General features: G+C 42.2%; 11 protein-coding genes and 2 tRNA genes. 2 read left to right on the forward strand and 11 right to left on the reverse strand.

Annotated features, from left to right (window positions below; all coding sequences use genetic code 11):
* Positions 1-131: 131 nt before the first annotated feature.
* The 4 genes from DFQ12_RS11730 to mnmA form a co-directional block, all read right to left on the reverse strand.
* Entirely contained in the window at positions 132-674 is a 543-nt protein-coding gene (locus tag DFQ12_RS11730; RefSeq protein ID WP_120259096.1) for a GNAT family N-acetyltransferase, read from the reverse strand.
* A gap of 53 nt (positions 675-727) precedes the next feature.
* Positions 728-1,792: a PA0069 family radical SAM protein gene (locus tag DFQ12_RS11735; RefSeq protein ID WP_120259097.1), complete on the reverse strand. Its 1,065-nt coding sequence runs from the start codon at positions 1,790-1,792 to the stop codon at positions 728-730.
* Positions 1,793-1,947: 155 nt separating this feature from the next.
* Entirely contained in the window at positions 1,948-3,699 is a 1,752-nt protein-coding gene (locus tag DFQ12_RS11740) for a HEPN domain-containing protein (RefSeq protein ID WP_120259098.1), read from the reverse strand.
* A gap of 376 nt (positions 3,700-4,075) precedes the next feature.
* Positions 4,076-5,167 (reverse strand): tRNA 2-thiouridine(34) synthase MnmA, encoded by a 1,092-nt coding sequence (gene mnmA, locus DFQ12_RS11745; protein ID WP_046672147.1) that lies wholly within the window; start codon positions 5,165-5,167, stop codon positions 4,076-4,078.
* A 187-nt stretch (positions 5,168-5,354) separates the two neighbouring features.
* Here mnmA and DFQ12_RS11750 point away from each other — a divergent pair.
* Both DFQ12_RS11750 and DFQ12_RS11755 read left to right on the forward strand, forming a co-directional pair.
* Positions 5,355-5,427: transfer RNA gene (locus DFQ12_RS11750), tRNA-Phe, on the forward strand.
* A gap of 42 nt (positions 5,428-5,469) precedes the next feature.
* Positions 5,470-5,542: transfer RNA gene (locus DFQ12_RS11755), tRNA-Phe, on the forward strand.
* Between the two features lie 65 nt (positions 5,543-5,607).
* On the opposite strand, the gene DFQ12_RS11760 is transcribed toward DFQ12_RS11755, so the two are convergent.
* The 7 genes from DFQ12_RS11760 to DFQ12_RS11790 all read right to left on the reverse strand — a co-directional run bounded on the left by DFQ12_RS11760 (position 5,608) and on the right by DFQ12_RS11790 (position 17,182).
* Positions 5,608-7,710 (reverse strand): glycoside hydrolase family protein, encoded by a 2,103-nt coding sequence (locus DFQ12_RS11760; protein WP_120259099.1) that lies wholly within the window; start codon positions 7,708-7,710, stop codon positions 5,608-5,610.
* A gap of 28 nt (positions 7,711-7,738) precedes the next feature.
* Complete coding sequence (locus DFQ12_RS11765; RefSeq protein WP_120259100.1) at positions 7,739-9,496, reverse strand: RagB/SusD family nutrient uptake outer membrane protein; 1,758 nt, start codon at positions 9,494-9,496, stop codon at positions 7,739-7,741.
* A gap of 11 nt (positions 9,497-9,507) precedes the next feature.
* Positions 9,508-12,654: a SusC/RagA family TonB-linked outer membrane protein gene (locus DFQ12_RS11770; protein WP_208642511.1), complete on the reverse strand. Its 3,147-nt coding sequence runs from the start codon at positions 12,652-12,654 to the stop codon at positions 9,508-9,510.
* A gap of 200 nt (positions 12,655-12,854) precedes the next feature.
* Positions 12,855-13,907, reverse strand: coding sequence for a hypothetical protein (locus DFQ12_RS11775; RefSeq protein WP_120259102.1), 1,053 nt, complete (start codon positions 13,905-13,907; stop codon positions 12,855-12,857).
* A 2-nt stretch (positions 13,908-13,909) separates the two neighbouring features.
* Positions 13,910-14,926, reverse strand: a complete 1,017-nt coding sequence (locus DFQ12_RS11780) for a LacI family DNA-binding transcriptional regulator (protein ID WP_120259103.1) — start codon at positions 14,924-14,926, stop codon at positions 13,910-13,912.
* A gap of 38 nt (positions 14,927-14,964) precedes the next feature.
* Positions 14,965-15,507, reverse strand: coding sequence for an RNA polymerase sigma factor (locus DFQ12_RS11785; RefSeq protein WP_120259104.1), 543 nt, complete (start codon positions 15,505-15,507; stop codon positions 14,965-14,967).
* Between the two features lie 10 nt (positions 15,508-15,517).
* Complete coding sequence (locus DFQ12_RS11790; protein ID WP_120259105.1) at positions 15,518-17,182, reverse strand: ribulokinase; 1,665 nt, start codon at positions 17,180-17,182, stop codon at positions 15,518-15,520.
* Between the last annotated feature and the right edge of the window lie 5 nt (positions 17,183-17,187).

Below are 17,187 nucleotides of genomic sequence, written 5' to 3' on the forward strand. Positions count from 1 at the left end.
CAATTTTATCAGCCTCATAATTCTGGAGCCATCGATCTCCGGACGAAATAAAGGGCCAGATTCGTTTAGGAATCTGGCCCTTTTGCAAAGAATAAATTAAATAATCAATCCTTATCGTTCTTTACTATGCCTTAATCTAAGTAGTCCTGATCTAAAATTGCATATTCATAATTATCACTCCAACCGTCTTTTAAAGGCAAGATCTTTCTCCGATGAGCTTCCCTAATCATACCTACCTTTTCCATTATCTTATAAGACGCGATATTTTCTACCGCACAGCCAGCTTCTATCCGATGGAGATTAAGTTGTCTGAATCCAAATTCAATTATTCGTTTTAATGCCTCTGTTGCATATCCTTTATTCCACATTTCTGGGACCAACTTAAACCATACTTCCGAATTTCTATATTTTACTTTTACAATACTGATATCAATCAGACCAACAAATTCCGCCCCCACAATAGTTTCAATATAAAAAGTATAGTTCTTTCTATCCTCAGATTCCTTTTCTTGTTCCGACCAGGTTTTTACCATTTGGGCGGTATCCCCTATCCCGTTAGGATGCCCGCTCGGATTAAATAAGGCCGTTTCCGGACACATTAATAAATAATGAATCTTTTCCAAATCTTCATTTTCCACTGTTCTTAACCGGAGTCGCTCTGATATAATTTCCATTTTTTAAAATTACACAAATAGCGTAATTTTCAGCAGTCATTTGACAACAATAACTAAAACAAGCCCAACTGCATTCCCGCATCGGGCAAGCGGAAAAGATCCCTTCTCAAGGGCGGAAGCACCCCGTTATTCATATATTTTTTGACTGACAACTTAAACAGGTGCTGCAGACTCTCTGCCATATTACCATCCCCTTTTATCCGCCGTCCGAAATCAGTATCATTAATTTTTCCACCATGACAAGCTTCGATCCAATGCAACACCTTTTCAGCACGATCCGGGTAATTCTGATACAACCAATCTTTAAAGATACCTCCGATCTGCCCGTTGAGTCTAACAATGGTATAAGAGGCAGTAATTGCTCCCGCATCTGCTCCAGAGCGGATCAAATCTGAAATCTCGTCGCTATTGATTCCAGGAACAATGGGTGCCATCATCAGCATCACAGGCACACCTATCCCCGTCAATCCCTCAATAAGTTTTAAACGGGCCGAAGCTGTAGCGGTACGGGGTTCCATCTTTTGCCGGACCTCCTCCCGCAGGGAATTAATGGTCACAGCAACCGATACCAAATTTAGCGCTGCAAGCTCGCGTAAGAGGTCAAAATCCCTTCGCATCAATACATTTTTACTGATGATAGAAACGGGATTCCTGTATTTAAGCATCAGTTCTAAAAGCGAGCGTGTGATCCCCAGTTTTCGTTCAATAGGCTGATAACAATCTGTATTGCCTGAGAGCATAATCAAATCAGGCTGATAGCTTGACTTGCGAAACTCATGCTCTAGGAGTTGGGCGGCATTGTGTTTGACCAGGATCTTGCGCTCGAAGTCTAATCCGGCACTAAAACCCCAATACTCATGCGAATTGCGGGCATAGCAATAAATACAACCATGTTCACAACCTTGATACGGATTAATTGACCTTTCAAAGCGCAGGTCTGGGCTATTGGATTTGGAGATAATGGACTTCGGGTGCGTCGGAATAAACTGTGTTTTTTCGGCCCCAAGAAATTCTTCGTCCAAACCTTCAATATGTTCCTGAACGTATTGATTGGAAAAAAATTTGTTATTGGGGTTGATCTGTGCCCCTCTGCCCTTAAAATATACTGACGGATTCATAAGTTAAAATTACTAAAATTATTAGTAAATAGAAAGTAAAAAAATCTTAAGATAATTACAATACTAAAACCTTACGTTTAGACAAAGCGGTGGCTGCGGATACCACTACAGTATTTGTTTCTAAAGTTTTTTTTATATGGTTGTTTGTTTAGTTTTTAATCGATCATTGGATCTGCTATGGGTTCTATGGCATGGGACTCCATAGATTGAACCGCCTCCTTACACAGATGAACAAAAAACTCAACGAGTTCTTTCGCTTTTCTCTGCACAATCAGTCTATCTTCCGAACTGAAATCTGTTGTAAGATTTGTCCACAATACTCTTTGGGGTTCCATTGCAAAAATAAACACCTTGTTTTCCGATGTGTTCCAAGTAGACAAATAATCAATAACTTGCGTATCAGCAATAGTACACCAATCGATCAATGTATACAAAACTACCCCCTCCGGGATAAAACCTACCACACATTTTAGATAAGTCCTAACCGATATGTCAATTAACTGATGCAGAATAAGCAAGGAGCTATCATCCATTAAAATCGGAGCGTCCCTCATCAGCATTAATAAATTTTTCATGGCAGCCTCTGCGTTACAGACTAACGTATCCACTCGATCAGCCTTTGCCTTCCAGTTCATTTCCACAGGCACCACAGGTGTATCAAACGTACTTTTCTTCCGTACCAGCCAACCATTTTTCCATACTGCATTCACAAAGCGACTTCCTTCTTTCAATGCTATTTCTACATAGGATAAATTTAAGAACACCATGGTGGCACAAACTACTCTGTTCCGTACTTCACGGAACCGAAATGGTCCTCTATTCTTCATCAATACGACCAAGTGCATTTCAAGTTCCTCACGAGGCATTTGTTCGGATGTCCCTTCTTGAAACGGATTCCCTTTACTTAATCCAGCTGTCCGATAATTAACCAACAAAATCTGCTCAGGCCTATGCTTCGAATAAATGTCGTCCAACAACCTATTAGCATTATCCTTATACTGCTGAGGCCACGGAAAACCGGAAAAGTCTTCACAAACTACCGGTTGAGACACATTCAACTTTTCTTTCTGTTTCACAACTTCGACAGTAGATTTCTTTCCTTCCTCCGGCTTATCCACAGGTAACAGAGCACGATAGGCTGCAACCCCTGTCGCCATACGCTCCACCATTGCATCAAGTATCTCTGCTAGACAGATACACTGCGTACTAATAAAATCATATTGTTCCACAGCAATTTCCAAAGACTCTCCTTTGACACAGGCTCTGTAAGCTAGATCAAGTAATCTATACATCTCCACATCCCCCGTGTTGTAGGCAAAGACAGATAAAAGCTCAGGTACAATTCCTCGCACATTCTTGATAATATTCTCTAGATTATGGTTCTTACCCAACTGTCTTCCCAATAGCGTATAAAACGAACGAATCCGAACCTCTAAGGATTGATGCAGCATGTACAATGACTGATCGAAACGCTCCTCCAATGCAAACCCCACAGCGGCAGCTAAATACTCCTCTGAAAACTGCTTAGCCTTCTCATAGTCCGAACGATTCAATTCTATAAGCGAGCTAACTACTTTTTTATTCAACAAACGATCGATCTCTTTGGCCCGCTCATAATATAGTCGATGTTTCGGCAACGAAGCAAAACTGTGGTACAACGATCCATTACGTAGTTGGCTTAACCAGTCCCCTTCCAATACAACGTGAAAAGATATTTCAGGCATGTCTGCCATGCAAAGTTTGACAATAGGTGTCATGGTAGAAGGCGAGACGCCCTTTACAGGTCTAATCACCACCATCAAATGTGCTGTGATTTCATCTCCAATACAGTAATCGTATAGAAATACAGCCTGTAAGTCCAATTTTGAGGACAACCGCTCAATTAATAGAGTCTTGTTCAATTCCATAATCTAAATTACAATATACTGTTTATTATATATTATCTATACAAATGTAAAAATAAAACAAACAAATAAAAAGAAATTGTAAATATTTTCTATACAAATAGAAAGAAATATAAAACAGATGCTCACCTTTGATTCGCCTGATAAAGATTACGATACCATCTTGGTATCGCTTTCGACCCTCTATCTTGAAAAAAGAAGTAGTTATGCGCTACTTCTTAATTCGGTTGACTTAAATCCCGTTGGCATAATAGCTGCACACAACCGGTGTAAACTAGAGTAGTACTCTCGTTTACACCGGTTGTAAAATAAAAATCCCTATACTGTAGCTACAGTATAGGGATTAGAATTCTTATGCTGAATTTCAGATCAGCTTTTATTATTTCATCAAGAAACCACCGCCCAAGAGATCATTTCCTTCGTAGAATACGGCTGATTGTCCTGGTGCGATACCTTTCACATTGTGTACAAAGTCTATACGCACTTTATCGCCCTCTTGTGAGATGGTAGACAAAGCACCCGAATCTTTATAACGTACTTTTGAAATTGCCTCCATTGGCTGGTCAAGACCTGCATATTTGACAAAGTTCACATTACGTACATAGGCATGTGATTTTTCAAGCTCATGCTCCTCACCCAATACCACCGTATTGCTTTCAGGGAGAATCTCAATCACAAACATCGGTTTACCCAAAGCAATACCCAAACCTTTACGTTGGCCGATGGTAAAATACGGGTAACCAATATGTTTACCGACAACTGTTCCGTCTGAAAGGATAAAATTACCTGGACCGATCTGCTGATCTAATGTAGGTACTTTATGTCTCAAAAACGCACGGTAGTCATTGTCTGGCACAAAACAGATTTCGTAGCTTTCCGATTTATTGGCAAGCTCCTTCTGTCCCATGTCAAGCGCCATTTGACGGATTTCCTTTTTCGTGAACGATCCCAATGGAAACTGTGTACGAGCTAGATTTTCTTGCGATACACCCCATAGGACATAGGATTGATCCTTATTTTCATCTTTACCCTTTGATATGACATAACGGCCATTGTCGTGCATACGAATATTGGCGTAATGTCCCGTAGCGATAAATTCACAATCCAATTTATCAGCACGCTTCATCAAAGCCTCCCATTTGATGTGGGTATTACAAAGAACACATGGATTGGGTGTACGCCCAGCAATGTATTCCTCTACAAAATTATCAATTACAAAGTCTCCAAACTCATCGCGTATATCTAATATATAATGAGGGAAACCATAGTTTACGGCTAATGTACGAGCGTCATTGATACTGTCGAGGCTACAACATCCAGTCTCCTTAGACGAACCACCTGCGGATGCATAATCCCAAGTCTTCATCGTGATACCTATGACCTCATATCCTTGTTCGTGGAGCATGACAGAAGCAACGGAGCTATCGACCCCTCCACTCATTGCAACTAAAACTCTTCCTCTTTTACTCATCTCTATTTATTGAAATGCAAAGATACAGCTTATTCCTTTTTCTCTATGTTAGTTTCTTGTAATTTTATCTCGATCAAAATCAACACTTTCGAAAAAAGAGCAAAAATAATCCACATAAAAATTTTAGAATTCAAATTATCACACTATATTTGCATCGCAATAGGGGAACAAACCCATAGCAGAAAGCGGTGCCATAGCTCAGCTGGTAGAGCAAAGGACTGAAAATCCTTGTGTCCCTGGTTCGAACCCAGGTGGCACCACGCTTCAATCTGATGATCACAGATTTAAATAAAAGGTCAACTGGTGCCATAGCTCAGCTGGTAGAGCAAAGGACTGAAAATCCTTGTGTCCCTGGTTCGAACCCAGGTGGCACCACAAAAAAAGCCTGTTCATTTGAGCAGGCTTTTTTTGTTTCTTAACCACAATACATTAGCAAAAGACTACAATCCCCTCCCCTGTAAAAAATATGCTCCATAATGGTCTAATATCCGATTATAGGCTTCCGCTGCAGCACCATTGCCCCAATCGTAGATAGTAAACTCTCCTATGCCCAGACCTTTAGCATTTGTCTCCCCACCATGACCATAGTTTTCCATCATAAAACCATAATCCTCTTTTCCAAAAAATGGCCAGGCTTCCTCCCATTGTGCTTTGGTATCCGGGTTTTCAGGACAGTACATCATGACAAAGGAAGCCCGTAAAGCCGCTAAGCCACGCTGGAGGTATTCCCTTTGCTTCAATTCCTTACCATAACGAATAATCAACTCAGCAAATAAACTCTGTCTGGCATCGTTCCATTCTCCATCTGCATTCATCACACCAAACCCGCCCAATGCTTTTATGGGAATAAAATGCGGTTGCCATGCGGCCTGTGTCATCAACAGTTCGTCCAAGGTACGTTGGCCGATCTTGAGGTATTGTTTCACTCTAGTGATTTGATAGCATTCCAATAGCGCCTCCGCTGTCCAAAACATAGAAAAATTATTCTGCTTGTACATGTCGTTGCGCAATACCTTTTTCCCCACCCAATCTTCAGCACCGACACGGGAGCAAGACCAATAGGTTTCAAAATCTTCCCAGCGCCCATTGGGTATAATTTCCTTCATAATCGCTTGCATTGCTCGTAGAGCTGCTACTTTATACTCCTCTTTTTGCGTCATGCGATAAAGGGTCAATAAAAAGGTTACCGACAAGGCGCTTTCGGGTGAATCATTGAGGTGAGCAAGAGGCTTTAATGTCTCTACATCAAGCCAGCCTGGAAAAAAACCATCTGCAGTCTGTACTTTGAGCAGAGATTTTCCATAATCTTCGGCATAAGCGAGCAAACGTGGGTCCTTTTCGAGTTCGTTGTACCAACGCAACATCAACAGCGCGGTCCAGCTCATATCCAGCAGATGAAAAGGGGATTTACGGGCATCCCAGGTATAGGGATTTCGATTTGAATTTCCCCAATAATAGTGTTCCCAACCTTTACTCCGGACGGATTTTTTATCGCCTTCTCCCGCAATAGTTTCTTCCATTTCAGTTCCGATCAGACCATAGAAAAATCCATCCTTTTTGGGATAGGATAGTGCCAGTTCCTTGGTCAGATTCGCTTTATCCAAGAGCTCTTGGTCTCCTGTCCGCTTTGCAAAACGATATAGGCCACTGGCTGAACGTAAAGAACTAAACCAGGCCTGATTCCATATCGAACGGAACTCCCGTTCATTGGTTTTCCCAGGATAATTGGGGCTTTGTGTGGTATTGACGATAAAAGTCGGTGCGCCCACTTTTTTTCCATTAATTTCAAACGACTGCCATACCTGCTTGACCCAGGATTGAAATGCCCAGTGATAGCTATGCCGAACATAGGTTTCCATATCTCCGGAGATTGGTTCGCCCTTCTCAAAAAGACCTGCGCCCCAATTTTTCCAATAGAAAGCCAGCGGCCTACGAAAAGGATTTTCGGCCACTTCCCGATCGTCAAAGGCAAGAACATAAAATGCAAATTCAAATTTACCACGCGTGTATATATTGCCAGATTTCCGTTTAAACAAAACATGTTCGCCGACTTGCGCCAGCGAGCGCCCCAGTGTTAACTGGTTTTTCTGCGCATCCATATCCATGTACCAATCTCTGGCTAAAGTGTTATTCAACAGATCTACATCGGGAATAATAACCAGCTGCTTCCGTTGATCGGTTAGCATCATCATGGGCGACCTAAAGACATGCTGTGCAATAATATGGTTATCCGAGGGTGTCAAATGTGGTGCCCAATGAAATGTGGGCTGAAATGCCGGCAAAATTCTGATCCGCCAATCATCGCAGCGCACATCTTCGGGCAGATCTACCGAAACCCGCACCTTAACGACCTGAGGCGCAATTTTCTGATAGCTCAATTGAGGTAGTTGCCCCCCTATACTATCAACTTTAATTGCTTTAATCAATGCATTTATTTTCCCCGGATCCCCATTCGCCCAGCACTGCTGGTATACACAACATAATGTCAACAGTATCGACAAACAGTAAGGAAATACGTTATTCTTGATTAATATTTTTATCATCACACTTCGGTTTCGTTATAGTTATGGACTAATAGCCAGGATTTTGTGTATAATTTCCTTTCGCCCAGTTAATCTGAGGCTGAGGAATCGGAAAATATTCATCCCGCCCTGCTGTAAAACGCCCCGCTCCCAGCCATTTAAACCTATTTTTTTCTATTGAAAAGTAGGCATTCATCGTTGGCTCCAATATTCCCCAGCGTTGCAGATCAAAAAAACGACGCCCCTCCGCGGCCAGCTCGAGACGGTTTTCCCATTGTAATGCCTTCCAGGCAAAAGCTTTATCCCAAGTACAATTGACACCGGGTTGATAGGTTGCAATTTTGTAATTGAGTACCGGAGAGCCATCCTTTTTCACTAATCTCCCTGTGCTTTTAGCAGCCCGTTCACGAATCTTGTTGATCAGTATCAATGATTCATTCCAACGGTCCAGCTGAATCAGTACCTCAGCTTTCCAAAGTAAAACCTCATCATAGCGAATCATTTTCTTGTTCATCGAGTTAAATTGCCAACCATCGTATAGCAAACATTTACAATCTGGTTGTGGCAATTCCTTAATAGATTTCAAATAACCATATTCGGCACCATTTCGAATCCCCTTTGTTTCAAAAAGAAGATTCGGATTATATTTCCAAGGTTGCCCCGGTGCAGCTACTGTATGGCTAAATCGCGGATCAAAGCTGTTCCCGCCAAAAAATACGGCGTCCCCATCTGCATAACTCCCATTATTGTATGTATCAAATAAAGGTAGACCATTTGTTCCGGTTTTAAATGCATTCGCCATGGTATAGCTGATCTGGTGAAATCCGCAACATTGAAAACCACCCCATTGGAAGGGGTGATTTAACCCCTCACCGCGATTGATCTTACCTCCACTTGAACTTCCATCATCAATGGAATATTGAATCTCCCAAATAGATTCTTTTGTCTTGTTATCAAAATTTATATCAAAATTTTCCGCAAAATCGGTTTGTAGGCCAACCTTTCCCCCTTCCTGGTCGGTCAATTTGTTGAGATAAGTCAATGCTTCGCTCAACCTTTCTTTATTGATATTGACGACAGTATGTTTATCATTCTGTTCATAAGCCATAAATAACAGGGTGCGCGCAACCATCGCAGTTGCCGCATTTTTATCAACACGTCCTTTTTCGGGCTGCGTCGCTGGCAACAACTGTTCAGCCTCTTTAAAATCAGCCAATATTCTTCCCCAAAGATACTGATCGTTGGGTTGGTCTTTTTCTCTATTCGGAACCGCCTCAAAGTCTGCACTGGTACCAATTACCTTTTCGTCGATATAAGGTATATATTTCCAAAATTGCTTTAGCCTAAAAAAGGTGAATGTCCGTATAAATATCACTTCTCCAAGACGGGCATTCTTTTGTGGAAATTCTTCCTCCTTGATCAGTTGCAACTTTTGTATCGCCGTATTGCAGCGTTGAATAATCTGGTAAGATACATACCAGGGATAGTCTAGGGGCCATCCATTGGGATTGACTCCGACAAAGATCTCCATATTATGCCAGCCATCACCATCCCATGTGCCGCCACCACCTTTATAGGAATCATCGGCCCGCATGGAACCCGACCACCAGGGGGCAAAAGGTGAATCAAATGACGGAATATCGGTCATCCTGGCATAGGCAGCTGTCACAAAACCGTCCATATCCTCTGGCTTCACCAGAAAAGATTCGTCCAGCACCTGTTTGGGAGCAATATCAAGGGAATCAGTACAACTTACAACAGTTAATAGGAAAAGCGCAAGGCATATTTTTATTTTAAACGTTTTCATAATAGGGAAGTTTAAAAGGTTACATTGATACCAAAAGTCAAAAACATAGGGGTGAGATAGCCATAATCAGGCATTTCAGGATCGAAACTGGTATATCGGTCTTTTCCCCAACCTTTTTTGAATGTCAGGAGATTCCGTCCAGAGACATAAAATCTTAAATTATTCATGGCAGCTTTCTTGGAAATCGCTTGTGGAAGTGTATAACCAAGTTCTATATTCCTCAATTTCAAATAAGATCCATCCTCCACCGTATAACTTGATGGGCGTTGCTCCGCATTTAATGTAGAATTTGAGATGGCGGGAATATCGGAGTCTGTACGATCAAAATACCATCCATCCAAAATACGTGTGGGATGATTTTTGTGTGCCGGGACATTGATATTCCACAGGTCAGATTCCAATTTCCACAGGTTATTTACCTTATTACCAAAGACCCCCTGAAAGAAAATATTAAGGTCAAAATTGCGGTAACTAAAATCAAAAGTTATCCCACCGAAAAACTTAGGATCTTTGACGCCAATATAAGTCCGGTCATAGAACTCCTCGATCTTTCCATTGCCATCGATGTCTTTATAACGTATCCGCCCCACGGCCTTGCCGGGTTGCTCAGCATGATTATCGACTTCTTCTTGTGTCTTAAAGATACCATCCGCTACCATGCCATACAAGATATTTGGGGTCCTTCCCAACACAAGGTCATTGACACCATTTCCCGGGTATTTATTGATGACATCTTTAGGAAGGCTAACAATTTTGGTCTTATAAGTTCCTAGATTTGCAGAGATGGTATACCGAAATGCATTTTGTGGATTGTTGTGATAACTAATATCCAATTCGATCCCGCGGTTATTCATACTTGCACCATTGATCCAAGGCTCCCCACCTTCACCCATGGCGGCAATGTATGGGGTCTGAACCAAGATATCTTTTGTTTTCTTAAAATAGTAACCAAAAGATCCACTAAGCCTGCTATCAAATAGACTAAAATCTAGCGCGACATCAGTTTGTGTTGTTGTTTCCCATTTGAGATTAGGATTGCCCAGCCAGGTCCGTCGATATCCTGAAAATAATGGTCCGGTCTCATTCCCTTCGATCGGGTAAGATGTACCAAAATAATCTGTTGTAAATGGTGTTGAAGTATAACCTCTAGGCAGCCCCTGTACACTTCCATTAGCTCCCCATCCGCCACGCAGTTTAAGATCAGATATAAATGTATACTTCTTCATAAATGGTTCGTTGCTGATCCGCCAACCTGCCGAAAATGCGGGAAACATAGCAAATTTATTGTTTGCGCCAAAAAGCGAGGATCCATCCCGACGTAGGGTCGCTGACAGCAGGTATTTTTGGTTATATACATAGTTGGCTTTGGCGAAATATGACAGGTATACATATTCGTCGGCCGTGCTTCCAAGTGAGTATTTGGTTCCATTGGTTACACCAATATGTGCAAAGTCACGATCTTCCAGATATATTCCTTCCCGTCGGGCAGAGAAACCTTCCTCAACAAATCGTGTGTATTCAGTTCCCAATACCGCATCTAAGCTATGTTTGTCATTTTGTAGGCTGTAAGAAAGCGTATTTGTCCACACATAGCTGAGGGGATGAGACTGGATATTCCCCACATAATTTTCATCATCGCTATTGCGACCACCTGTTTCCGACCATTTCTTTTCCACTATTCTTCGATAGGCATTTCCGTAATCGATACCAAATTGTGAGCGGGCGGAAATTCCTTTCCAGATATTTAAATCAACAAAGACATTACCGATCATCTTGACATAATTATTTACATTGTCTTTGTTATCGGTCAGTACACGAACAGGATTTGTGAAGTCATCAAAACCTGCAGCACCAGCCCAGCCACCATAAATATCATGTACAGGAACAGCTGGTGGATTGATCAATGCCCAACGCATTTCGTTTGCATCCCGGTATCTTAAATAAGAAACCGCAAAATTCTCCCCTACTTTTAGGCGGTTATTGATTAAACTAATCTCATTGTTGGCCCGCAGTGAAAACTGCCTAAAGAAGGTATGGATCTGCGTTCCTTGGTTTTCAAAATAGCCCAATGAAAACATGCTTTTTGATTTTTCCGTCCCACTGGAAACAGATACCTGATGATTTGTCATCAGCGCTGGACGGAGAATTTCATCAAGCCAGTCGGTATCGGCGCTTTTCACCGTTTTCTCGGCATTAAGATACTCCGCTGGTTTAACAGCATCCAGCACAGCGCGTCCTTCAGCATCCCTATGCCAGGTAAAATCGTACGTTTTGGGCAGCGTCAATGGCACACCATAGACCGCCTCATCGTAGGCATAAGCCCGAAAGGTCGCCCGTCCGTATTCCTCGGCATTCATCAATCTGGGCTTGCGCACAATATTGCTTACCCCGACGCTACCATTATAGTCCACTTTTGTCTGTCCAATTTTGCCCTTTTTTGTTTGGACAAGAATAACTCCACCGGAAGCCCGTGCACCATAGATACTTGCGGAGGCTGCATCTTTAAGCACCTGAATAGATTCGATATCCGCTGCATTGATATCCCGTAAATTGAGATTCTCAGTAGGCATACCATCCAAAACAATGAGCGGTTTAACTCCGCCTGAAAGTGACGACAAACCTCTGATCTGCACATTCACGCCCTCTGCCGGATTTCCACCATTGGTGGTGATGTGTACACCCGCTAATTTTCCCTGAAGTGATTTCATAGCATTCGCCGATGGATTCCTGGCAATATCACTCGCGTTTGCGATAGCAACGGAACCTGTTAAATCGGCTTTCCGCTGCGTCATATAACCGACATAGACTTCGGCAAGCATATTGCTCTCGTCCGTAAGGCTCACATTAATCAAATCGTTCTCACCCACTAAACGTTCTTCAGTCTTCTTTCCTGTATACGTGAAAACAAGTATACTTTCCTTGGAGTCAATTGGGATTTCATATTTTCCATTTGAGTTGGTGACAGTTCCGCCGGTTTTCCCTTTAACCTTCACATTGACACCTGCAAGTGTGGTATTCGTACCACTTTCCCGCACTTCGCCCCTGATGATCCTTTGCTGTAATATGGACGGGGATTCGATAGCTTTTGCCTGCCAAAAAAGTGTACAAAACAGAAAGGCTATACTGAGCCAGTGTGCTAAATTTAGGTAGCGTTTCATAGTCATTAATATTAGGTGTTATTAATCAGTTTATACTACGGCACAAAAATTTAATCGTTTAAGCTAAATATCGGTAATGATGTAGCAACTATATACTTAATACGTTCGATCACACAAAATCCTCTGCTCGGAAACTATTTTTTTATTAAAAACCCTTTATGCGGGAAGGTTTATTTTTTCGTTGGTTATTGTTTCGTCGGTTAATGTTTGATATGTTGAATGAATGCTTTGGGCGAAAGCGGTGTAATCCCAAAAATAAAGGAATCTCCTGCCTTAAATGGTTCCTTCAATTCAAAATTTTCAATGGAGACACCTCCGGGTATGGGTTCTTTACTCGCCCAATAGGTGAATCTTCCGGTCAGCAGTCCATTGAGCTGCTCGCTTGGATTCTTTTTAATCCAGTATTGAGTCGCCGGTTTACCCCGGTACTTCCAATGTTGGTTAGTCCCAGCTGTATAAACGGTTTTGAGATAATCTACTTCATCAGGAGCTGCAATAAAATAAACATACCCTTTTTTGTCTCTGATCATACGCTGTTGCGGGAAATAGGCATGAGGTGTAAAATGGATGTCTTTGTAATCGGGCCATAGCTCCAGCGCCGATTCTTTTCCATCTCGCAAGAAAAGTGTCCTCAGCCTAGGTTTATTGCCCATTGTCGCGGTTAGTATGAAATAATCCAGTTCTTGAGACCCTTCATAGGTATAGGTCGCCAATTCAAATTCATAGGGTCTGGATGCAAAAAAACGAAGCCTAGCATAAACTTTTGCACCATTGTCAAAGGGTTCTGCAAATAGATATACCGTTAGCGTCTCCTCGTCATTGTTTTGCTCCACGATTCCCCGTGCCGGATATTCTCCATCCAGGGCTGATACCCCTGTCGGATGATCTGCACTCCAAAAATGCTTTCCGCGTTTTCCGGGATGGATACTACTCATTTCAAGTTCAGAAAATCCGCGGGTCTCTTTACCCTTGGGAATAGGCTCAAAGGCAATAAAATTCATGACTTCCGAAAACCCATAATTTAAATAAGGGGTATAAATCCGGATCAGCCCTCTTGGTCCCGGTAAAGGATCTAATCCAATCCTTATACCATTTACATGGCCCCAAACGGGCATCGCCGGCTTCGCCTGAACAGGTTGTACCCAAGTCCCCGTTGTATCCGGTGGCGCCAGCTGCTGCCAGGGCATAGAACTTCCCTGACCATATAAAAGGTCTGCGACCAAGAAGAGTAAAGGGAGTAATAGCCGTTTCATTTTTATTTTTGACAAGACTTTCGTGCAACGATTTCCACATCCAACATAACCTTCTGTTCGCTAGATGCTTTCCCACGTAATTGTTCAAGCAATATCTTCACTGCTTCTTTCCCGATCATCGACAAAGGTTGTTTGACATAGCTTATTGGGCAATAAAACAGATCATAGGCCTCGCTCTCATCAAAGCAAAAAACTGCTAAATCATCTGGAACGGTAATATTCAGTTCGTTGATAATCTTTAACCCCATAATAGATAGGGTATTTGTTGAAAAGAGAATAGCATCTACACCTCGATCCGGCTGCAACAGCTCGATAAATTGCTCCCTAAAATAAGCCGCGTTATTAAACTCTACCTCACATATCAAGTTACTGTCCTCAGCATTCCCATGATCTAGTAACGCTTGCAGATAACCGCTATAACGATCCTCTGTATGCTGCAACTGGTTTTTATAACAGACATAGGCAACCTTAGTATGCCCCTGGTTCAGCAGCAACTGAGTAGCCTGATAAGTTGCATTAAAATTATCAATAACCACATAACTGGTTTCCAAATCCTTAAAATAACGATCAATGAGTACGAAAGGAATATTGGCTTTTTTTAGGTATTCCAATTGCGAAGCTGTACCCTCTGCTGGTGCTATAATAAAACCGTCTATCTGCCGATTGATAAATGTATCAATCAAGCGTTGCGAGTTTTCGAGATTCTCATCGGAACTTCCAAACAGCACACTATAACCATGTTTTTTAGCTTCGTCTTCTATCGCACGAGCGAGATTCCCAAAAAAAGGATTGGAAATATCAGCTACCAATAATCCAATCGCCTGCGACTTTCCGCTTTTTAAGCTTTTCGCAATTTGATTGGGTTGGTAGTTCATCTCTTTCGCCATTTCCCGTATACGTTTTGCCGTGTCTTTATTTACCCTTGTCTGTTCGTCTTTATCATTCAATACATAAGACACTAACGCAGTAGAAACACCTACCGCTTCTGCTATATCCTTCAGTGAGATCTTCTTGCTCATATTTTTTTATACTAAATCGTTTGGATACCGTTATCGTGTTAATTCCAATGTACTTTAATAAACTGCATTGCTTTAACGATGTGGTCACTTATTGTTGATGGTGAAATATGCAATAATTCGCTTACTTCTTCATAACTCCTTCGCTCAAATTTACACAGTTCAAACACCTGTCTTCTTCGCGGGGGTAATTTATTGATAATTCCTTCTAATTTAGAAAATTTGTCCTCATGGAATATACATTCCTCATCAATTTGATCCACCACATTGATAAAATCACGATAGATTAGGGTAAAACCTTGCTCCCGTTTTTGCCTACGATAATGATCCATAATTAAATTTCGGCCAATTTGAAACAGATAGCTTTTCAATGATTTTTCGGTCTTGATCGTATCCCGCAATTGCCAGGTCTTCAAAAAAACATCTTGAAGAATATCTTCCGCTGTCTCTTGAAAATTGAGCAGAAACATAAACTTTTTATACAAAGTCCCCTGATAGGTTGTATAGACCAGATTAAAAGTATCATGATCTAGAACACCTTGCAGCCCGCCCCTATGGGCTTGTTTTTGCGTTATCGTTTCCATCCTAAAAGCATTAAGTCAGTGCTTTGTTATCACGATCGTTTTGCACGGTGCCATAACGTAAATATTGTGCATACCGATGATCAAAATGTGCCCTATATTCAGGCCTAGGCTGTACAATTTCCTTATCTCCCTTTCCCATACGGGCTGCCGCTTCTTCGATCGTATCATAACTGTTGCTGACCACTGCCGCAAACATACAAGCGCCCAATGCGCAGACCTGCTCTGTAGCTGCGATGTGTATGGGTCGATTTAATATATCAGCCATCATCTGCATGGCGAAGGGAGATTTACTAGCAATTCCGCCGATCGCATTGATCCCTTCCACCCTTACCCCTTCGCTTTCAATACGCTCCATAATCGCCCGTGACCCGAAGCAAGTTGCCTCAACCAAAGCGCTAAAAATTGCTGGTGCCGTTGTTCCCAAAGAGAGCCCGCCGATCAGACCTTTCAGCGTCGGCGCGGCATCTGGTGTCCGTCGACCATTAAACCAGTCTAAAGCAAAAGGATCATCGATATGCAATGGTAACTGCGCAGCTGCACGATTGAGTTCCTTTAAAAGTTCTGTTTCCAAATGTTCATAAACAGCACTGAAATCGGCCGAAGAATTTAATTTTGCTGGCCAGAGAAGCAAATCCTTATACCAAGAAAACACATCGCCAAAGGCAGACTGTCCAGCTTCAAGTCCCACCATCCCAGGAATAATGGAGTCTTCAACCTGACCACATATACCTTCTACAAATACGCCCTCCATCTCTGGTTTGGGCACAACCATCATATCGCATGTCGATGTACCTATAACTTTGCTAATGTAGTAAGGCTTTATTTCTCCGCCTACAGCGCCTACGTGCGCATCGATGGATCCGATACCAACTTGCACATCGGTAGAAAGCCCCAGTCGCTCAGCCCATGCTGCACAAAGGTATCCAGCAGATTCAGTAGTCGTATATACCCTATCACCAAATCGTTCGGCATAGGGACCTAATATCGGATCGATCGCATTAAAAAAAGCCGCATCGGGTAAACCGCCAAAAGCGGGTGACCAAAGTGCTTTATGCCCTGCCGCACATACATTCCGCTTCATCTGATTTGCATCATTTCCACCTGTCAACAAAAAAGGCATCCAGTCACTGTGTTCTACCCAGGTATAACAAGCTTCCCCGACGGCTGGATCGACACGAAGTACATGTAATAATTTTGCCCAGTACCATTCCGAAGAATAGATTCCACCGACATATCGCAAGTAACCTCGATGATCTTTTTTTCCGACTGCATTGATTTCTACCGCTTCATGGATCGCTGTATGATCCTTCCAAAGCACAAACATTGCATTGGGATTCTCCTCAAAAGTATCAAGAAGAGCCAGGGCCGTCCCCTGTTCATCAACAGCTACGGGTGTCGATCCCGTCATTGCCATAGATAAGGCGCCGATGCTTTGTCTGACTTCCGGATCCACCGTTTGTAGACAGTTTTTAACTGCTGACGTCAACCCTTCTATATAATCCAATGGATGTTGACGAAATTGACTGTTGCCAGCATCACAGTATAAGCCTTTATGCCAACGTTCATATAAACAAACCGATGAAGAAAGGATCTTTCCGGTGATTGTATCCATCAGCATAGCCCTGACAGAGTCCGTCCCAAAATCAACTCCAATAACATATTTATTCTTACTCATATTTC

It is taken from the genome of Sphingobacterium detergens (assembly GCF_003610355.1).
Lineage (GTDB): Bacteria > Bacteroidota > Bacteroidia > Sphingobacteriales > Sphingobacteriaceae > Sphingobacterium > Sphingobacterium detergens.